The organism is Microbacterium terricola, from assembly GCF_027943945.1.
In the GTDB taxonomy this organism is placed as follows: Bacteria; Actinomycetota; Actinomycetes; order Actinomycetales; family Microbacteriaceae; genus Microbacterium; species Microbacterium terricola.
Genome location: NZ_AP027141.1, coordinates 621,055 through 641,350, shown reverse-complemented (window position 1 = coordinate 641,350; position 20,296 = coordinate 621,055). Strand labels below are relative to the sequence as shown.

14 protein-coding genes are annotated in these 20,296 nt (G+C 70.3%); 11 read left to right on the top strand and 3 right to left on the bottom strand.

The window, feature by feature from the left end; translation table 11 throughout:
• The first annotated feature begins 77 nt into the window (after window positions 1–77).
• Together Microterr_RS02965 and Microterr_RS02960 are read left to right on the top strand one after the other, a co-directional pair.
• Window positions 78–1,526 carry a L,D-transpeptidase family protein gene (locus Microterr_RS02965; RefSeq protein ID WP_263796224.1) on the top strand — a complete coding sequence of 483 codons (1,449 nt, stop codon included), beginning with the start codon at window positions 78–80 and terminating at the stop codon, window positions 1,524–1,526.
• Window positions 1,527–1,587: 61 nt separating this feature from the next.
• Window positions 1,588–2,040, top strand: coding sequence for a GNAT family N-acetyltransferase (locus Microterr_RS02960; protein WP_263796225.1), 453 nt, complete (start codon window positions 1,588–1,590; stop codon window positions 2,038–2,040).
• A gap of 103 nt (window positions 2,041–2,143) precedes the next feature.
• Here Microterr_RS02960 and Microterr_RS02955 read toward each other — a convergent pair whose 3' ends face one another.
• Window positions 2,144–4,363: an NADP-dependent isocitrate dehydrogenase gene (locus Microterr_RS02955; RefSeq protein WP_263796226.1), complete on the bottom strand. Its 2,220-nt coding sequence runs from the start codon at window positions 4,361–4,363 to the stop codon at window positions 2,144–2,146.
• A 103-nt stretch (window positions 4,364–4,466) separates the two neighbouring features.
• Here Microterr_RS02955 and Microterr_RS02950 point away from each other — a divergent pair, with 103 nt between their 5' ends.
• Window positions 4,467–5,438, top strand: a complete 972-nt coding sequence (locus Microterr_RS02950; protein ID WP_263796227.1) for an acetylxylan esterase — start codon at window positions 4,467–4,469, stop codon at window positions 5,436–5,438.
• Here Microterr_RS02950 and Microterr_RS02945 read toward each other — a convergent pair.
• Window positions 5,435–7,570 carry an alpha-galactosidase gene (locus Microterr_RS02945; RefSeq protein WP_263796228.1) on the bottom strand — a complete coding sequence of 712 codons (2,136 nt, stop codon included), beginning with the start codon at window positions 7,568–7,570 and terminating at the stop codon, window positions 5,435–5,437. The genes Microterr_RS02950 and Microterr_RS02945 overlap by 4 nt on opposite strands.
• Window positions 7,567–8,592: a LacI family DNA-binding transcriptional regulator gene (locus tag Microterr_RS02940; RefSeq protein WP_263796229.1), complete on the bottom strand. Its 1,026-nt coding sequence runs from the start codon at window positions 8,590–8,592 to the stop codon at window positions 7,567–7,569. Before Microterr_RS02940 ends, Microterr_RS02945 begins: the two co-directional genes overlap by 4 nt.
• A 283-nt stretch (window positions 8,593–8,875) precedes the next feature.
• Here Microterr_RS02940 and Microterr_RS02935 point away from each other — a divergent pair, with 283 nt between their 5' ends.
• The 8 genes from Microterr_RS02935 to Microterr_RS02900 are packed head-to-tail and all read left to right on the top strand — an operon-like array spanning window position 8,876 to window position 20,251.
• Window positions 8,876–10,195, top strand: coding sequence for an ABC transporter substrate-binding protein (locus tag Microterr_RS02935; protein WP_263796230.1), 1,320 nt, complete (start codon window positions 8,876–8,878; stop codon window positions 10,193–10,195).
• Between the two features lie 18 nt (window positions 10,196–10,213).
• The gene (locus tag Microterr_RS02930) at window positions 10,214–11,212 is read left to right on the top strand and encodes a carbohydrate ABC transporter permease (protein ID WP_263796231.1); all 999 of its coding nucleotides are present in this window, start codon (window positions 10,214–10,216) and stop codon (window positions 11,210–11,212) included.
• Complete coding sequence (locus Microterr_RS02925) at window positions 11,209–12,084, top strand: carbohydrate ABC transporter permease (RefSeq protein ID WP_263796232.1); 876 nt, start codon at window positions 11,209–11,211, stop codon at window positions 12,082–12,084. The genes Microterr_RS02930 and Microterr_RS02925 overlap by 4 nt, the downstream gene beginning before the upstream one ends.
• Entirely contained in the window at window positions 12,081–14,594 is a 2,514-nt protein-coding gene (locus Microterr_RS02920; RefSeq protein ID WP_263796233.1) for a glycoside hydrolase family 2 protein, read from the top strand. The genes Microterr_RS02925 and Microterr_RS02920 overlap by 4 nt, the downstream gene beginning before the upstream one ends.
• A complete protein-coding gene (locus tag Microterr_RS02915) occupies window positions 14,591–15,547 on the top strand; it encodes a glycoside hydrolase family 113 (RefSeq protein ID WP_404810169.1) in 957 nt (318 codons plus the stop codon). Before Microterr_RS02920 ends, Microterr_RS02915 begins: the two co-directional genes overlap by 4 nt.
• Window positions 15,544–16,464, top strand: coding sequence for an N-acetylglucosamine kinase (locus tag Microterr_RS02910; protein ID WP_263796234.1), 921 nt, complete (start codon window positions 15,544–15,546; stop codon window positions 16,462–16,464). Before Microterr_RS02915 ends, Microterr_RS02910 begins: the two co-directional genes overlap by 4 nt.
• Complete coding sequence (locus Microterr_RS02905) at window positions 16,461–18,455, top strand: beta-galactosidase (RefSeq protein WP_263796235.1); 1,995 nt, start codon at window positions 16,461–16,463, stop codon at window positions 18,453–18,455. Before Microterr_RS02910 ends, Microterr_RS02905 begins: the two co-directional genes overlap by 4 nt.
• Window positions 18,452–20,251 carry an ABC transporter ATP-binding protein gene (locus Microterr_RS02900; RefSeq protein ID WP_263796236.1) on the top strand — a complete coding sequence of 600 codons (1,800 nt, stop codon included), beginning with the start codon at window positions 18,452–18,454 and terminating at the stop codon, window positions 20,249–20,251. Before Microterr_RS02905 ends, Microterr_RS02900 begins: the two co-directional genes overlap by 4 nt.
• The last annotated feature ends 45 nt before the right edge of the window (window positions 20,252–20,296 follow it).

The window sequence follows — 20,296 nt, the reverse complement described above, 5'->3', positions numbered from 1 at the left end:
GCAACTCTTCGACCACCGGTGCGACCGCCGGGTTACCGAATCGTTATCGCCGCTCCTTTACCATGGGACGAGACGACATGACGAACCGGGGGGTGGATGACGTGACCGAGCTGGCAACCAGGCACGATGCCGAACAGGCACCGCAGGGCGACGGCACCTCGCCCACCTACGCCTGGGCGCCGGCCGAACCCGAGCCGAAGAAGCGCCACCTCGGCTGGTGGATCGGCGTCCCCGCCGGCATCGCCGTCATCGCGCTCGTCGCGAGCTCTCTCGTCCTGATCGCGCCGGGCACCGCCGTCGCCGGCGTCGCCGTCGGCGGACAGACGGTCGGCGCCGCCACCGAGTCGATCCAGGCCAGGCTCGCCGACACCACCATCGTGCTCACCGGAGACGGGGGCGGCGCGGAGCTCACCGGCGCAGACCTCGGCGCGACCGTCGACGCGCAGGGCCTCGCGGACGCCGCCTTCTCGGGCCACCCGATGTGGAACGTCACCGCATGGAACGCCGAGCCCCTCGACGCCGCGGTGCAGCTCGACGTGGCGGCGGCAGCATCCGCTCTCCGCGCCGCGGCACCGGAACTGTACAGCGACCCCGTCGATGCGTCCGTCGCGTTCGACGCCGAGGCAGCCGAGTACACGGTGACGCCGGCCATCGACGGCGCGGGCGTCGACACCGAAGCCCTCCGCTCCGCGCTGCAGCAGGCCTTCGCCGCCGGCCAGACCCGGGTCGAATTCGACCCCGCACTGGCCCCCGTCGCGCCCGCGATCACGACGGCCATCGCCGAGACCACGGTCGACGAGCTCAACGCCACGATCGCCAAGGCCGGCTTCTACGTCGGCAAGGAGCGCGCCGTCCCACTGAAGGCCGCGACCGTCGCCTCGTGGATGACGGTCACCCCCGCCGAGGCAGGGTTCGACGTCGCCGTCGATCAGGCGGCGATCCAGAAGGTCGTCGACGGTCTCGCGAAGCGGGTGAACCGCAAGGCGGTCACCGCGACGGTCATCACCGACACCGCCGGCGCAGTGCTGCGCACCGACGTCGCGGGCGTCGAGGGCCGCCAGCTGCTCTCGAGCGACAACATCGCCGGACGCTACGCGGAGCAGCTCGCCGCGGGCGACGGCGCGTACAAGCTCGAGGTCGCGAAGACCCCCTTCAAGACCACGGCTTACGCCCGCCGCCTCGAGGTCGACCTGAGCACCCAGACCGCCTACCTGTTCCAGAACGGCAAGGTCTACAACTCGTACGCGATCTCGTCGGGCAAGAGCGGCACACCCACCGACCAGGGTCACTTCCGCATCTACGCGAAGGTCGCCCTGCAGGACATGGGCGGCCCGTCGTTCGGCTACCTCACCGAGAACGTGCCGTGGATCTCGTACTACAACGGCGACGAGGCCTTCCACGGTGCGTACTGGCACAACAACTTCGGCCACCCGATGAGTCACGGGTGCGTGAACATGCCCGTGAGCATCGCCAAGTTCGTCTACGACTGGGCTCCGGTGGGCACCGAGGTCTGGGTGCACGCCTAGGCGGCACCCACTCCTCCACAGGGGTGTGCGACCGCGGGGGAAAGCCGGTTACCCTGTGGACATGGCTGAACTGCGTCTCGTGGAACTGTCGGCATCGACGATCGTCGCGGTCAACAACATGTCGCTCAAACCAGGGCAGGAGCGCTTCCTCGCCCCGGAGAGCTACGCCATCGCCGCGACCGTCGTGAACCCCTCCACGTCGTGGCAGCGGGTCGTGCTGGACGGCGACGAGGTCGTGGGGTTCGTCAGCGCCGGGTTCGACCCCGAAGCGCCGCAGGAGCACTTCCGCTCCGTGCTGTGGCGCATCAACGTCGACGCCGACGACCAGGGCCGCGGCGTCGGCCGGTTCGCCGTCGAGCAGCTCGTCGAAGAGGCCCGCTCCCGCGGGCTCGACCACGTCGACGTCATCTACGAGGCGGGCGAGGAGGGGCCGCAGGCCTTCTTCAGCCGCGTCGGCTTCACGCCGGTGGCCGAGACCGAGTTCGGCGAGGTCGTCGCCGAGATCCGTCTCTGACCCCGGCTCCCCCGCGGGCACCCGCTTCGCCTGTCGCCATCTGCGCGTCGAGCGGCAGAGTGCGACAGGCGAACGAGGGTGAGCCCGGCGGCCGGCCCGGCGACTAGCGCAGGCCGTCGACGATCTGGTTGAGCGTCGTGGACGGACGCATGACCGCCTCGACCTTGGCCTCGTCGGGGCGGTAGTAGCCGCCGATGTCGACCGGCGAGCCCTGTACGGCGTTGAGCTCGGCGACGATCTGCTCCTCCTGCGACGCGAGCGACTCGGCGACCGGCGCGAAGATGCCCGCCAGCTCGGCGTCGGACGTCTGCGCGGCCAGCTCCTTCGCCCAGTACAGGGCGAGGTAGAAGTGGCTCCCGCGGTTGTCGATCGTGCCGAGCGCACGGCCGGGCGACTTGTCCTCCTCCAGGAAGGTGCCGGTGGCGGCGTCCAGCGTGTCCGCGAGCACCTGGGCACGGGCGTTGCCCGTCGTCACCGCGAGGTGCTCGAGCGAGGCGGCCAGGGCGAAGAACTCGCCGAGCGAGTCCCACCGGAGGTAGTCCTCCTCGACGAGCTGCTGCACGTGCTTGGGGGCCGACCCACCTGCGCCCGTCTCGAACAGACCGCCGCCGGCCAGCAGCGGGACGATCGAGAGCATCTTGGCGCTGGTGCCGACCTCGAGGATCGGGAACAGGTCGGTGAGGTAGTCGCGCAGCACGTTGCCGGTGACCGAGATCGTGTCGAGGCCGTGGCGCATGCGCGCGAGCGTGTACCGGGTCGCCTCGGCGGGCGAGAGGATCGAGATCTCGATGCCCTGGGTGTCGATCGTCGCGAGCGCCTGGTACACCTTCGCGATGATCTGCGCGTCGTGCGAGCGGTTCACATCGAGCCAGAAGACCGCGGGCGAGCCGGTCGCGCGTGCGCGGCCGACCGCGAGACGGACCCAGTCGACGACGGCGATGTACTTCGTCTGCGTGGCGCGCCAGATGTCTCCCGCCTGGACGTCGTGCTCGATGACGACCTGTCCGTCGCCGTCGACGATCTGCACGACGCCGTCCGCGGCGATCTCGAACGTCTTGTCGTGGCTGCCGTACTCCTCAGCCGCCTGCGCCATGAGGCCGACGTTCGGCACCGTGCCGATCGTGGCGGGGTCGAGCGGGCCGTTGGCGATGACGTCGTCGATGACGGCCTGGTAGACGCCGGCATAGGACGAGTCGGGGATGACCGCGATCGTGTCGGCCTCGCCGCCGTCGACGCCCCACAGCTTGCCGCCGTTGCGGACGAGCGCGGGCATCGACGCGTCGACGATCACGTCGGAGGGCACGTGCAGGTTCGTGATGCCCTTGTCGGAGTTGACGTACGACAGGCGCGGGCCGGCCGCGAGCGCCGAGGTGAACGCGGCGGCGATCTCGTCGCCGCCCTCGACCTCGCCGAGCCCGGCGAGGATCGAGCCGAGGCCGTTGTTCGGCGTGAGGCCGGCCGCCGCGATGCGGTCGCCGTAGCGGGCGAACACGTCCGCGAAGAACGCCTTCACGACGTGGCCGAAGATGATCGGGTCGCTGACCTTCATCATCGTGGCCTTGAGGTGCACCGAGTAGAGCACGTCGTCGTTCTTCGCCTCGTCGAGCGTGGCGGCGAGGAAGGCGTCGAGAGCGGATGCGGACAGGAACGTCGCATCGATGATCTCGCGCGGGAGGACCTTGAGGCCCTCCTTGAGCACCGTCTCGGTGCCGTCGGCGGTGACGTGACGGATGGTGAGCACGTCGTCGTGGGCAGCGACCCACGACTTCTCGTTGCTCTTGAAGTCGTCGTGACCCATCGTCGCGACGTGCGTCTTCGAGCCGGCGGCGAACGGCTTGTTGCGGTGCGGGTGCTTGCGTGCGTAGTTCTTGACCGAGAGCGGCGCGCGACGGTCGCTGTTGCCCTCGCGGAGCACGGGGTTGACCGCGGAGCCCTTGATGCGGTCGTACCGGGCGCGGATGTCCTTGTCCTCGAGCGTCGTGGCCTCATCCGGGTAGTCCGGGATGTCGTAGCCCTGCGCCTGCAGTTCAGCGATCGCGGCCTTCAGCTGCGGGATGGACGCCGAGATGTTCGGCAGCTTGATGATGTTCGCCTCGGGCAGCGTCGCGAGTCCGCCGAGCTCGGCGAGCGCGTCGCCGACCTGCTGCTCGGGCGTGAGCCGCTGCGGGAACGCCGCGAGCACGCGGCCTGCCAGCGAGATGTCACGGGTCTCGACAGCCAAGCCCGCCTGACCTGTGTAGGCCTGCACGATCGGCAGGAACGAGGCGGTGGCCAGAGCCGGTGCCTCGTCGGTGTGGGTGTAGATGATGGTCGAGTCGGTCACCTGTGTCGTCTCCGTTCAGTCTCTGCCAGCCTAGTGCACGGCTCGAAAAGTATCTTGACGTCAAGACAAATCACCGGAGCGGGCGACCGGGTATCGTGACAGCGTGCCCCGCTTCGACCTGCCGCTACCCGAGCTCCGCGACTACCGCCCCGCCGTGCGCGAGCCCGCGGACTTCGACGACTTCTGGTCGGCGACCCTCGCGGAGTCGCGCGCCGCAGGAGGCGACGTGGTCGTCGAGCCCGTCGCGACCCCGCTCACCCTCGCCGACGCCTACGACGTCACGTTCCCCGGTTTCGGGGGCGAATCCGTGAAGGCATGGCTGCTGGTCCCGGCCGGCGCCGACGGCCCCCTCCCCGCGGTAGTCGAGTTCAACGGCTACGGCGGCGGGCGCGGCCTTCCCTTCGAGCGCCTCGGCTGGGTGGCTTCCGGCTACGCGCACCTGTTCATGGACACGCGCGGCCAGGGCAGCGCGTGGGGAAGCGGCGGGGCCACCGCTGATCCGCACGGCACGGGCCCGTCGTTCCCCGGTTTCATGACCCGCGGCATCGACGCGCCGGAGGAGTACTACTACCGACGCGTGTACACCGACGCGGTGCGCGCCGTCGACGCGGTGCGGTCGCTGCCGATGGTCGACGCGGACCGCGTCGCCGTGTGCGGCGGCAGCCAGGGCGGCGGGATCGCGATCGCCGCCGCGGGTCTGTCGACCGGTCTCGTCGCGGCCCTGCCCGACGTGCCGTTCCTGTGCCATTTCGAGCGGGCCGTGGGCTTCACCGACAGCGATCCGTACCAGGAGGTCGTGCGCTACCTCTCGGTGCATCGTCGCGCGGAGGATCGCGTCTTCGAGACCCTCTCGTACTTCGACGGTGTGAACCACGCGAAGCGCGCCCAGGCGCCCGCGCTGTTCTCGGCCGGCCTGATGGACCCGGTCTGCCCCCCGTCCACGGTCTTCGCGGCGTTCAACCACTACGCCGCAGCCGACCGGTCGATCGAGGTCTACGGCCACAACGAGCACGAGGGCGGCCAGGCGTACCAGTGGGCCGAGCAGGCCGCGTTCCTCGCGGCGCGCGTCGGCTAGACCGCCGTCGCGTGCAGCACGAACGCCTGCGCGGGCCAGAGCGCGGGCAGCTGCAGCCCGACGTCGGCGAGCACGGACCCTGGCAGCTCGATCCCGCCGTCTGAGAACCACTCCGGCGTCACCCACGACGCGCTCCGCGCCGCACCGATCTCGTCGCGGACCCGCACGCGATACCGCCGCGACCTGTCCACGCCGGGCAGCCGCAGCCGCTCGGCGCGGGCGTCCTCGAGACTGCGTACCGTCGCGGCCACGACGACCGCCTCGGCGGCATCCGGCGCGGTGAACATCGTGACGCGCCAGGCGGGGTCGCGCAGCTCCGGATGGGAGACCGCTCCCCTGTGGATGATCGGCCGCAGCTCCCGGTAGAGGGCCGCGAACCGACCTGCGGTCTCGCGCTCGTCGTCGGAGAAGGCCTGGATGTCGCATTCGAACCCCGCGGAGCCCAGCAGGCTCGTGGCCATCCGGTAGGAGAGGTCGGTCGTGCGCCCTGAGCTGTGCGACTCGGCCGGACCGACGTGGGCGCCGACCAGCTCGGGCGGCAGCAGCAGGCCGGTCCAGCGCTGGATGTCCTGACGCTCGACCGGATCGTTCGAGTCGCTCGCCCACACGCGATCGGTGACCTCGAGGATTCCGAGATCGGTGCGTGCGCCGCCGCTCGAGCAGGACTCGATCTCGAGTCCGGGGTGCCCGACCTTGAGCTCGCGGATCAGGCGGTACGTCGCGAGCATCTGCGCGTGCACGCCCGGACGCCCGTCGTGCACGCTGTCGACGAGGTCGCGGTTGTGGTCCCACTTGATGAAGTCGATGCCGAGCGCGGCGATCAGCTCCGACATCTGGTCGCGCACATGGGCGTACGCGTCGGGATGCGCGAGGTTCAGGACGTACTGTCCGCGCCACGACAGCGACGGATCGTGCGAGAGGTGGCCGGCATCGTGCAGGAGCCACTCCGGATGAGCTCGCGCGAGATCGGAGTCGAGGCTCACCATCTCCGGCTCGAACCACAGTCCGAACTGCATGCCGAGCGCGTGCACCCGGTCGGCGAGCGGCTCGAGCCCGTCCGGCCACACGGTGCGGTCCACGACCCAGTCGCCCAGGCTCGTCGAGTCGTCGCGGCGCCCCTGGAACCACCCGTCATCGAGGACGAACCGCTCGATCCCGACCGTCGCAGCGGTATCGGCGAGCGCCAGGAGACGTGCGGGATCGTGATCGAAGTACACGGCCTCCCACGTGTTCAGTGTCAGCGGACGCGGCGACGAGGGATGCTGCGGCCGCACCCGCAGCCAGGCGTGCACGCGCTGCGCGAAGCCGTCCAGGCCCTCGGCGCTCCAGACGAACGCCGCGCGCGGCGCCCGATAGGTCTCGCCGGGCTGGAGGACGATCTCGCCGGGGCGGAGCAGCTCGCCTGCCCCGACGAGGGTCGACGAGTCCGTGACCCGATCGGTGCGGTAGGTCGCGTCCGACGACCAGGCGAGGTGCGTCCCCCAGACCTCGCCGGCGGTCCACCGAGGCTCGCCGATCGTGAGCAGCGCAGCCGTCGGGGCGTCATGGCCCGGACGACCCCGCCGGGACTGACGCGCCACCGCGCCGGCCGGAACCGGCGTCGTGACCGGGCGCTTCTCGCGGGTCCACCGACCGTCGAACGTCGTCAGATGCGTGACGCCGGTGGGAACCGGAAGCGTCGGCTCCAGCCACTCGAGCTCCACCGGCGGGCCGTCGCCGTTGCGGAGCTCGACGTCCACCCACACGACGCCGCCTGTCTCGATCGCCGCCGCCCAGCGGAGCGTGAGGGCGGATGCCGTGTCCACCGCCTCGATGACCACCGTGTCAGCGGCGGCACGCGCAGACGAGGTCTGCCAGCGAGGCCGGTGCAGCCCGTCGGCCGTGCGCACCTGCAGGCCAGGCCGCCCGGTCCAGCCGTCGGACTCGGCAGGCAGGATCGATATCTGCCATGCCGCATCGAGCGTGCCCGGCGCCGCCTGGCGACGGACCCCCGCAGCGAGCAGCGCGAGGTCGTCAGCGGACACCGCACCGAGCGAGGGTCCCCAGTGCAGGATGCACGGGAGACCGGTCGTGGGCACTTCGAGGACGAGCGCGATGCCGTGGGCGTCGATCGCGAGGTGGTCGGCGGTCATGCGTCTCCTTCGACGGGGGGCGGGCGCTCGCCGGTGCCACGTTCGATGATCCACGTGGGCAGGGTGATGAGCTGGACGAATCCGGCAGGGTCGGCGATGCGCTCGATGGCGAGCCGGGCAGCACGTCGGCCGAGCTCGAGCGGGTCGTAGGAGATGACCGAGACGCCCAGGATGTCGGCCGTGTCGAAGTCGTCGAAGCCGATGAGGGCCGTCCGGTCGCCGTCGCCCAGTTCGCGCAGCGCCTGCAGGGCGCCGATCGTCATCCGGTTGTTGCCCGTGACGATCGCGGTCGGCTGCTCGTCGCGCGCCATCAGCTCGCGCATCATGTCGATCGCGGGCAGCGAGAGGTCATCACGCAGCAGCTCCCACGGCGCGGTGTCGGTGATGCCGGCCTCCGCCATGGCCTGCCGGTAGCCGGCGAGCCGCTCGGACTGCGTGTACACCGAGACCGGGTTGCAGACATAGGCGATCCGGCGGTGCCCGAGCCGGACGAGCCGCCGGGTCGCCTCGAGCACCGCGAAGCGGTTGTCGAGCACGATCGAGTCGGCGGCGAGGTTGCGGGCCGGCCGGTCGATCGCGATGATCGGCGTGCCCAGCTGCCGCTCCCCCTCCAGGTACGACTGGTCCTCGCTCACCGGGATGAGCAGCAGCGCGCCGACGCGCTGCGACAGCAGGGCGTCGGCGACCCGGCCTTCGCCCTCCTCGGTGTCGTCGGTGGTCGCGACGACGAGGCTGTACCCGTTCAGGGCCAACTCCTTCTCGAGGCCGGCGGCGACCTTGTAGTAGAAGGGGTTGCTGAGCTCACCCATGATGAAGCCGAGGGTCTTCGTGCCGCCGCCGCGACGCAGGCCCTGGGCGAGCGTGTTGGGGCGGAACCGCAGCCGCTTCGCGGCCGTCAGGACGCGCTCGACCGTGAGCGGCGACACGAGCTCGCGCTGCGTGAACACCCGCGAGACCGTCTTCGAGCTGACCCCGGCGAGTCGTGCCACATCGTCGAGCGTCGCGCGCTGTTGAACCGTCATCGGCCCTCCTGTGGAAGTCACCCTAGCAGGATCCGACCGCAATGACGACGATAGACATTTACCAGACATCCAGCACGTCATACGAGCAGAAGGCGTCTGCTTTATCCCAGATCAGCGCCATTTCTCTCCGCCACGTGCCTCGCTAGACAGACAGAGACAGCGTTGACATCGACCCCTTGCCAATGCCTGCACGGCGGTCTACCGTGGGCCGCGCGGGCCCCCTCGAAGAAGCAGGCCGGGCGCGTGATCGGTTTCAAGGGTGAACCTGACAAGGAGAACGAACATGGCACGCAAACCACTCGCAGCCATCGCGCTGCTGACCGTCGCCGGCGTGGCCCTCGCGGGCTGCTCGAGCGGGGGCGGCGGCGGTGGCGACGCGGACAACGCGATCGACGGCGAGGTGAAGGGCGACATCAAGGTCGTGACGTGGCGCACCGACCTGGTCGAGGACGGGACGTTCGACAAGTACGCAGCGGAATTCAACAAGAAGTACCCCGATGTGAACGTCACGTTCGAGGGCATCACCGACTATGCGGGCGAGATGCTCACCCGCATGTCGACGACGAACTACGGCGACGTCATCGGCATCCCCGCCATCAAGCCCGACCAGTACGAGCAGTTCCTCGAGCCGCTCGGCAAGACGGCCGACTTCGAGGACACCTACCGGTTCCTCCCCGCGGCGAGCTTCGACGGCACGCAGTACGGCATCGCCTTCGGCGGCAACGCGAACGGCGTCGTCTACAACAAGAAGGTCTTCGAAGAGGCCGGCGTCTCGGCCACACCCACGAACGAGGACGAGTGGCTCGATGCCCTCCAGAAGGTGAAGGACAACACCGACGCCATCCCGCTGTACACGAACTACAAGGACGGCTGGCCGCTGACGCAGAGCTTCGGCAACCTCGGCGTCGTCACCGACGACCCCGATGCTCCGATCACCATGGCCGAGGACAAGGCGCCGTGGACCGAGGGCTCGGACGTGTACGCGATCGACTCGCTCCTGTACGACTCCGTCGCCGCCGGCCTCACCGAGGACGACCCGCTGACCACCAACTGGGAGCAGTCGAAGGTCGATCTCGGCACCGGCAAGATCGCCGCGATGACGCTCGGCTCGTGGGCGATCTCGCAGATGCAGGCCGCTGCGGACGACAACGGCGCCTCCGCCGACGACATCGGATACATGGCCTTCCCGGCCAACGTGGACGGCACCCAGTACGCCGTCATCGGCGGCGACTACAACCTCGCGGTGAGCAAGCACTCCAAGGCGAAGGCCGCCGCATGGGCGTGGATCCAGTGGGTCGTGTCCGAATCCGGCTACACCGAGGCGCAGGGCATGATCTCGCCGCTCATCGACAAGGAGCTGCCGCCGAACCTCGCGGGCTTCACCGACGCCGGCGTCGAGCTCATGGAGATCAACCCGGCCCCCGCGGGCAAGGAGGGCCTCATCAACCAGGTCGCCGACGACTCGCAGATCGACCTCTACGGCCCGATCTACCGCCAGAAGCTCGTCGACATCGCCCGCGGCGCCGCCGACGGCGACAAGGACAGCTACTTCGCCGAGCTGAACGAGCGCTGGGGCGCCTCGGTCGACAAGCTCGCAGGCTGACCGGGAAGGATCATCATGATGGCGATCGCAGCACCTGGCTCCGCGCCCGCGGATGCCCCTGCGGTCCTGTCTGCACCCGCTCGGTCCCGGCGGGCGCGTGGCTTCGGCCGCGCGCCCGCCGGCGCCGGCGGCGCACGCGGGACGGCGGGACGCACCCTCCTGCAGAAGCTGACCCCGTGGCTCTTCCTCTCCGGAGCGGTGGCCCTGCTCCTGCTGTTCACGTACTGGCCCGCGCTGAACCTCTTCTACTACAGCGTCACCGACTGGGACGGCATCGACCTGACGAAGCACTTCGTCGGGTTCGAGAACTACGTCCAGGTGTTCACCGATCCGCGCGTCTTCAGCGTGTTCTGGGTGAGCCTGTACTACTTCGTCGCGTCCTTCGTCCAGATGGCGATCGCGCTCTACTTCGCTGCACTGCTGAGCTTCTCGACCCGGTTCTCGAACCTCTTCCGCGGCATCCTCTTCTTCCCGTACCTCATCAACGGGGTCGCGGTCGGCTTCGTCTTCCTCTACCTGTTCCAGCCAGGCGGCACCCTCGACACCGCACTGGCGTGGTTCGGCGTGGCCGACCCGCCGCAGTGGCTGGGCAATCCGGACATCGTGAACTGGTCGCTGGCGAGCACGTCGGTGTGGCGGTACACGGGGCTGAACTTCGTCCTGTTCCTCGGCGCGATCCAGTCGATCCCGCATGAGCTCTACGAAGCCGCCGACCTCGACGGTGCGAACCGGTGGCAGCAGTTCTGGGCGATCATCTTCCCTGGCATCCGCCGCATCATCGGCCTGTCCTTCATCCTCGCCATCGCAGGATCGCTCTCGGTGTTCGAGATCCCGTTCATCATGACCGGCGGCGCCAACGGCTCCGCGACCTTCGTGATCCAGACCCTGCAGACCGCATTCAGCTTCCGGCAGGTCGGCCTCGCCTCGGCGATGGCCGTCGTGCTCCTGGCGATCGTGCTGGTGATCACGTGGATCCAGCGCAAGGTGTTCCCCGACGAGAAGGTCGACCTGACATGACCGCCACCGCACCCGCCCGTCCGGACGCCCGAGGCAGGTCGCTGACCGAGCGCCTCGGCTCGATGACCGCGTCGACCGCCAAGTACGTGAGCCTGATCCTCGCCGCGGTGGTCACGCTCCTGCCGCTGTCCGTCCTGCTGTTCGCGAGCCTGAAGACCGCGCCGGAGTACGCCGAGACCGGCCCGTTCGATCCCCCGTCCGACTGGTTCAACTTCGACAACTTCGTCACCGCGTTCACCAGCGGCAAGATGCTCGAGGGGTTCGTCAACACCACCATCGTGCTCGCGGTGTCGCTGGTCGGCACCATCTTCCTCGGCACGATGGCCGCGTACGCGCTCGACCGCTTCGCGTTCCGCGGCAAGAAGCTCGTCTTCGGCCTCTTCCTCCTCGCGACGCTGATCCCGGGCGTCACGAGCCAGGTCGCGACGTTCCAGCTCATCAACGGCATGGGGCTCTACGACACCAAGGCCGCGCTGATCCTGCTGTTCATGGGAACCGACATCATCGCGATCTACCTGTTCATCCAGTTCATGCAGGGAATCCCGGTGTCGCTCGACGAGGCGGCCATGATCGACGGCGCCAACCGCTGGACGATCTACTGGCGGATCATCCTCCCGCTGCTGCGCCCCGCCATCGCGACCGTCGTGATCATCAAGGGCATCGCGATCTACAACGAGTTCTACACCCCCTTCCTCTACCTGCCGTCCGAGGGGCTCATCTCGACCTCCCTCTTCCGCTTCAAGGGCCCCTTCGGCGCCCAGTGGGAGGTGATCGCAGCGGGCACGATCGTCGTGATCATCCCGACGCTCGTCGCCTTCCTGCTGCTGCAGCGGTGGATCTACAAGGGCCTGACCTCAGGAGCCGTCAAATGACATCCCTCTCCTCCCGCACCATCCACGACGGCTGGACGGCCCGTGCCGCCTCGGGCCCCGCGCCGGCGGAGGTCAGCGCGCAGACGCTCCCGGCAGCGGTTCCCGGCTGCATCCACGTCGACCTGCTCGACGCAGGGCTCATCCCCGATCCGTACCAGGGCGCCAACGAGGCGCTCGTCGCCTGGATCGGACTCGTGGACTGGACCTTCGAGACCACGTTCGCCTGGTCGCCGGACGGCCACACCAGGCAGGACCTCGTGTTCGAGGGCCTCGACACCGTCGCGGCGATCCGGCTGAACGGCCGGCTCCTCGGCGAGACGGCGAATCAGCACCGCTCGTACCGCTTCGACGTGGGCCCGCTGCTCGTCGACGGCGACAACCACCTCGAGGTCGCCTTCCGGGCTCCCGTGCCGTACGCCAACCTGCAGAGCGTCGCACTGGGCGCTCGTCCCCGCCCGTACCCGCTGCCGTACGAGGCGATCCGGAAGTCGGCATGCAACTTCGGCTGGGACTGGGGCATCGCGACCTTCACGACCGGGATCTGGAAGCCCGTGCGGCTCGAATCGTGGTCAGGTGCACGGCTGGCGGAGGTGCGGATCACGGCCGCCCCCGAGGGGGACGGCGGCGCGGTCGAGGCGGACGTCGTGATCGAACGGGACGCCGCCGACCTCCCGGTGTCGGTGTCGCTCCAGGTGACCGGCCCCGGACTCGACGCCGACGCGCCACCGGCCGCCGCGGCGCCGGTCGACGGCGACCGCGTGCACGTGCGCCTCGCGCTCGCCGCGGCCGAGCGCTGGTGGCCGGCGGGATACGGGGAGCAGCCCCGGTACGTCGTGGATGTGCGTCTCGACGGCGACGAGACCGTCGACGCCGCGCAGCGGGTGGTCGGGTTCCGCACCGTGGAGTGGGACACCACGGCGGATGCCGCGGGCAGCGCCTTCACGCTGGTGGTGAACGACCAGCCGATCTTCGTCAAGGGCGTCAACTGGATCCCGGATGACGCGCTCCCCGTGCGGGTCGACCGCGCCCGCGTGGAGCGACGGCTCCGGCAGGCGCTGGACGCGAACCTCAACCTCATCCGGGTCTGGGGCGGCGGCCTCTACGAGTCCGAGGACTTCTACGACCTGGCGGACGAGCTGGGGCTGCTGACGTGGCAGGACTTCCTGTTCGCGTGCGCCGGCTACCCGGAGGAGGAGCCGCTGCGCTCCGAGATCGAGGCGGAGGCGCGCGAGAACGTGGTCCGGCTCGCCTCGCATCCGTCGCTCGTGCTGCTGACCGGCAACAACGAGGCCCTCGAGGGATTCGAGGACTGGGGCTGGAAGCAGCGCCTCGACGGCCGCTCGTGGGGAGCCCACTACTATTACGAGCTGTTCCCTCGCGTGATCGGCGAGCTCGCTCCACATGTGCCGTACATCCCCGGGAGCCCGTTCAGCAGCGGCATGGGCTGGGATCCGGCGCCGACGGCTGATTCGCCCAGCGGCACGCAGACCGGACCCCACCCGCTCGACCCCGGGTCGGGCACCGTGCACCTGTGGCGTCAGTGGAACGATCGCGACTGGACGACGTACCGCGAGCACACCCCTCGCTTCGTGGCGGAGTTCGGGTGGCAGGGGCCGCCGTCGTGGACCACGCTCACCGGATCGCTCGACGACGCACCCCTCACGCCCGAGTCCCCGGGGATGATCGTGCACCAGAAGGCCATGGAGGGGAACGTCAAGCTCACGAACGGGCTGCTTCCGCACTTCCGCGTGCCCGACGACATGGAGACCTGGCACTGGGCGATGCAGCTCAACCAGGCGCTCGCGGTCGGCGCGGCGCTCGATCATTTCCGCTCGTGGGCACCGCACACGATGGGGGCGATCGTCTGGCAGCTCAACGACTGCTGGCCCGTCACCTCGTGGGCCGCGATCGACGGCGGCGAGCGGCCCAAGCCGCTCTTCCATGCCCTGCGGAACTCGTTCGCCGCGCGCGTGGTCACGATCCAACCGCGTGACGGCGCCCTCGCGGTCGTGCTCGGCAACGACACCGATGAGGAGTGGACGGGCCCCGTGCAGGTGCGCAGGCTCTCGTTCGCCGGAGAGGCGCTCGCAGGGATCACCGTCCAGGCGACGGTGCCGGCCCGCGGCTCGCTCGTGGTGCCGATCGATCGCGGCGTGGCCACGAGCACAGGCGACGAGTCCCAGCTCCTCGTCGCGGAGGCACCGGGCGCGCGCGGCCTGTGGTTCTTCGCGGAGCCCCGGGATTCCGCGCTCCCCGCGCAGGACCTCGTGCTCGAGGCACGACGCGTCGACGGGGGCACCGAGGTGACCGTGACGGCGCGCTCGCTCGCCCGCGACGTCACCCTGCTGGTCGACAAGGTGCACCCGTCGGCACACGCGGAGGACGGGCTGATCACTCTGCTCCCCGGAGAGAGCGCCCGCATCCTGGTCCGCCACGACGGGGAGCTGGACGCCCGCGCGCTCGCCGATCCGCGGGTGCTGCGGAGCGCGAACCAGCTGGTGCGCGCGTGAGCGTGCTCGAGGGGCCGGTCTGCGGAATGACCTGGGGCTGGACCGGCGTGCGCGGCACGTGGGCCGTCCCCGAGGCCGCAGCATCCATGCAGGCGATGGCCGAGCACGCGGTCACCTGGACCGCGATCTCGTACGCCGCCCTGCAGGCCACCCCCTTCTCCACCGAGATCGGCTACGACAGTGAGCCGACGGTCACCGACGACGAGATCGTGTGGGCGATCCGCGAGGCGCGCGCCCTCGGCATGAAGGTGTGCCTGAAGCCCGTGGTCAACGTCGCCGACGGCACTTGGCGAGCGCACATCGGCTTCTTCGACTGGGATGTGCCGGGCGAGCCGAGCTGGACGGAGTGGTTCGCGTCGTATCGCGCGTTCCTCCTCCACGCGGCCCGGATCGCCGAGGCCGAGCAGTGCGAGATGCTCTGCATCGGGTGCGAGATGGTGCGCGCCGACGGTCAGGAGCAGCACTGGCGCGCGCTCATCCGCGACATCAGGGAGATCTACTCGGGCCTGATCACCTACAACTGCGACAAGTACCAGGAGGACCGCGTCACGTGGTGGGATGCGGTCGACGTCGTGTCCTCCAGCGGCTACTACCCGATCGACGCCTGGGAGGAGAACCTCGACCGCATCGAGCGGGTGGTGACGGCATCCGGTCGCCCGTTCGTCTTCCTCGAGGCGGGGTGCCCGTCGCGCGTCGGATCGCCCGCGCGCCCGAACGACTGGACGCTCGCCGGCGCACCGTCCGGCGAGGCGCAGCTCGCCTACTACCGGGCGATGTTCGATGCGTGCGCGCGACGCCCGTGGGTGGAAGGCTTCTTCCTGTGGGATTGGCCGCCGCGCCTGTACGACGAGATCGACGCCTTCTCGAACGACGACTACTGCCCCTATGGAAAACCCGCGGGCCGGTACCTGCGTGAGACGTACGCCGCCATGAGCCGGAAGGAACGCGCGTGAGCCCCAGGAGCGTCCTCGCCATCGATGCAGGACAGACGGCCATCAAGGTCCGACTCGACACCCCCGGTCATCGCGACGACCTCCTCTTCCGGGGGATCGACACGCACGAGCCGCTCCTCCCCCAGCTCGCCGACGTCGTGCGCGAGGCCGTCGAGCGCACGCACGGCTCTCCCACGCTCCTGACCGCAGGCATCTCGGGGCTGACCGAGCGCGATTCGGACGCGGGCGCACTCCTGTCGCTCCTGAGCGGCACCGGCATCCGCGGCGCACGGCTCGCGCACGACTCGACCACGTCGTTCCTCGGGGCGCTCGGCAGCCGCAGCGGCGCCGTCGTCGCCGCCGGAACCGGCGTCGTCACCCTCGCCGTCGGACTCCACTCGGTGGCACGCGTCGACGGGTGGGGCTACATCATGGGCGACGCCGGAAGCGGCTACTGGATCGGCCGCGCGGCACTCGACGCGAGCATGCGGGCGTACGACGGACGCGGCCCCGCCACGGGCCTCGTCGACGTCGTGCGAGAGCGCTGGCCTGACCTCGCCCAGGCCTACATCGCCCTCCAGTCGGACGACGACCGCGTGCGGATCGTCGCGGCCTTCGCCGCCGATGTCGCCGCGCTCGCGAGCGACGGCGACGAGGTCGCCCTGCGGATCACCGCGGAGGCGGCGCACGAGCTCGCGACGAGCGTCAGCACGGCGATCGGCCGCGTGCGCGACCGCGACGAGACGTTCGCGGTGTGCGCCGTCGGCGGAGTGTTCGGCTCCGCACTCCTGCGCGACGCGTTCGCGGAGGAGCTGAGCGGTCCCGGCATCGAGCTCGTCACGCCCCTGGGCACGGCGATCGACGGCGCCGTCGCCCTGGCCGAGCTCGCACCCACCCACCCCCTGACCGCCGACGTCCGGCACGCGGGCACCGTATGACGGCTCGGCGCCTGCTCTTCGGCGGCGACTACAACCCCGAGCAATGGGACGAGGACACCTGGCGGGAGGACATCCGCCTCATGCAGGAGGCCCGCGTCACCACGGTCACCCTCGGCGTCTTCGCGTGGGGGTTCCTGGAGGTCGACGACGACGTCTGGGAGTGGGACTGGTTCGACCACGTCATCGGGATGCTGTCGCACGCCGGCATCGGCATCGCCCTGGCGACCCCCACCGCTGCTCCCCCCACCTGGCTGCACCGGCGGCATCCTGAGATCATCCCCGTGGATCGCCAGGGCGTCCGGTTCCACCAGGGTGGCCGGCTCGGCTGGTGCGCGAGCCATCCGGTCTGGCACGGATACTCGACGCGGGTGGCCCGCAGGCTCGGCGAGCGCTACGGCCGTCACCCCGCGGTGGAGATGTGGCACGTGGGCAACGAGTTCGGCGGAGGCAATCGGCACTGCTACTGCGAGGAGTCCAGCACCGCGTTCCGCGCGTGGCTGCGGGCCCGGTACGGCACGATCGACGCGCTCAACCGCGCATGGGGCACGGCCGTCTGGGGGCTCCGCTACCGCGACTTCGACGATGTCATCGCGCCGCTCGCGAGCGAGTCGGGGCAGAGTCCCTCGCTTCTGCTCGCCTTCGACCGGTTCAGCTCCGATGCGCTCCTCGCGCAGTACCGCCGGGAGCGCGGCACCCTGCGCGACGCCGGCGTCCGCACGCCGATCACCACGAACCTGATGCTCACCGTCGGCGGGAGCGTCGCGGACTACGTCGACTGGGTGCCCGAGCTCGACGTCGTCGCGATCGACCACTACACACAGGCCGCCGACCCGCACAGGGAGCGCGAGCTCGCCTTCGTCGCGTCGCGCGCACGCGGGCTCGACCGCTCGAAGCCCTGGCTGCTGATGGAGCACGCGCCGAGCGCGGTCAACTGGCAGTCGCGCAACCGTCCGAAGGAACCGGGCGAGATGACGCGTCACAGCATCCAGCACATCGCGCACGGCTCGGACGGCGCGCTGTTCTTCCAGTGGCGCGCGTCGCCATCGGGCGTCGAGCAGTACCATTCCGGCCTCGTGCCGCACGCCGGGACCCGCACGCGGCAGTGGGGCGAGGTCGTCGCACTCGGCGGCATCCTCGAGCGGATCTCCGAGACGGCGGGGAGCCTCGTCACGCCGTCGGCGGTGGCGGTCGTCGCCGACATCCCGGCCAAATGGGCATGGGAGGAGGGCCAGAAGCCGCTCAACGGGTATCCGCTGGAGCGCGCGGGCAGGCGCTGGCATGAGGCCCTCGCCGCCCGAGGCCTGGTGCCGGACGTCGTCTCCCCCACCGCCGATCTCTCCGGGTACCGCCTGCTCGTCGTGCCGGGGATGTACGCCGTCGACGACGATGCGGCCGACCGGATCGCGGGCGCCGCCGCCGCCGGCGCGACGATCGTCGTGGGGCATCTGTCCGGCATCGTCGATGCGGAGAACCGCGTGCGCACGGGCGGCTACCCCGGCGCGTTCCGCACGCTGCTCGGCGTGTTCGGCGAGGAGCTGCACCCGCTGCTCGACGGCGAGCGCATGGCTCTGGCGTCCGGCGCGGTCGCCGCCGACTGGGCCGAGCGCCTGCGCGCCGTCGACGCGGACGTGATCGACACCTACCGCGGCGGGCCGCTCGACGGACTGCCCGCGGTGACCAGGCGCCGGGTCGGCGCCGGGTCGGCGTGGTACATCTCCGCAGACCTCGACGCAGGACTCGGCGACCTGGTCGACGCCGTCGTGGCCGACGCCGGCGTGCGCGCCGACGTGCCGGTCGTGCCCGGGGTGGAGGCGGTGCGCCGCGAGCGCGACGGAGCGACCTGGCTGTTCCTCGTCAACCACGGCGGCACCGACGCGACCGTCGATGCCACGGGCGTCGAACTCGTCCACGGCCAGGAGGTGCGCACCTCCCTCACGGTCGCGGCAGGGGGCGTCGCGGTGATCCGCGAGACGGCGGCGGCAGCGCGATGACCGGCCCCCGGACCGGCCGCATCCTGCTCGTCGACTCCGAGGCGCTCCTCACGAGCAGCGTCCGCCGCGCGCAGCCGCTGCGCTCGCTGCTGCGGATGCTGCGCCCGCATCGCGTCGGCATGGTCCTGGCGGTCGGCGCGTTCGTGGTGAAGGACAGCGCGGTGTGGGTGATGCCGCCGGTCACGGCCGCGATCATCGACCTCGTCGTCGCGGGCGGACCCGTCTCGCAGCTGGGATGGTGGGCACTCGTGGCGGTCGCGGTGCTCGCCCTCAACTATCCGTTCAACATGATCGTGGTGCATCTGACGAGCACGGCGAACCGCGCGCTCGCGTACACGGTCCGTGCCGGGCTGGCCGCGCGGCTGCAGCGACTGTCGCTCGGCTTCCACAACCGGCAGAGCGCCTCCGTGGTGCAGACCAAGATCGTCCGCGACGTCGAGAACCTGGAGCTCATGCTGGCCCAGGTCTTCCCGACGGTCGTCTCGGCGTTGTCGACCCTCGTCGGGGCGCTGCTGGTGACGGCGTTCACGGTGCCGCTGTTCGTCGGGGTGTTCGCCGTGGCGATCCCCGTCGCAGCCTCCCTCATCGTCTACATCCGGCGTCGCGCATCGACGCGCAACGAGGTGTTCCGGCTGGAGGTCGAGCGCCTGTCGGCGGGCGTGAGCGAGATGGCGGCGCTGATGCCGATCACCCGTGGCCACGGGCTCGAGGATGTCGCGACCGCACGGGTCGCCGAGCGTGCCGATTCCGTGCGCCGCGCGGGCAGAGACCTCGACGTGCTCAACGGACGGTTCGGCGCGCTGTCGTGGATCTCGTACCAGGTGCTCGGGCTCCTCTGCCTCGTCGGAGCCGCCACCCTGTCGATCACGGGGCTCGTCCCGATCACGCCGGGCGAGGTCGTGCTGCTCAGCACGTACTTCGGCATGCTGACCAACGCGATCGTGATGCTGATGAATGCGGCGCCGATCTTCACGCGCGGGATGGACGCGATGCGGTCGATCGCTGAGGTCGCGGAGGAGCTCGACATCGAGGACAGCCGCGGCAAGGACGAGGTGACGAGGCTCCGGGGCGACGTGAGCCTCGACGGCGTCGTCGTGACGTACGCCGACGATGAGCACCCCGCCCTCGACGGCATCGACCTCGAGATCACGGCAGGGCAGACCGTCGCGTTCGTCGGACCGTCCGGCTCGGGCAAGTCGACGATCCTGAACGCCGTGCTGGGATTCGTCCGACCGGCATCAGGCGTCGTGCGCGTCGACGGGCGCGACCTCGCCGGACTCGATCTGCGGTCGCTGCGCAGATTCGTCTCGATCGTCCCGCAGGAGACCGTGCTGCTGGCTGGATCGGTGCGCGAGAACGTCGCGTACGGCACCACCGACGTCACCGATGTCGACGTCTTCGCGGCCCTCGCCGAGGCGAACGCCCTCGACATCGTCTCGGGTTCGCCTGACGGCCTGGACACCCTGGTCGGGGAGCGCGGGTCGCGGCTCTCCGGCGGACAGCGCCAGCGCCTCGCGATCGCGCGCGCTCTCATCCGCGATCCCCGCATCCTGGTGCTGGACGAGGCCACCAGCGCCCTGGACGCCGAGTCGGAGGCGCGGATCACCGAGGCGCTCGACCGTGCTCGCCGCGGACGCACGACGCTGATCGTCGCGCATCGCCTGTCCACGGTGCGCGGGGCGGATCTCATCGTCGTGGTCGAGCGTGGGCGTGTCGTGCAGACCGGCACGCACGCCGAGCTGATGGCCGCGGGCGGGCTCTACGCGCGTCTCGCGTCTGCCCAGCTCGGAGCGTGACGCCCGCGTGAGACACCCCGCCGACGCGAGACGCGTCGGCGGGGT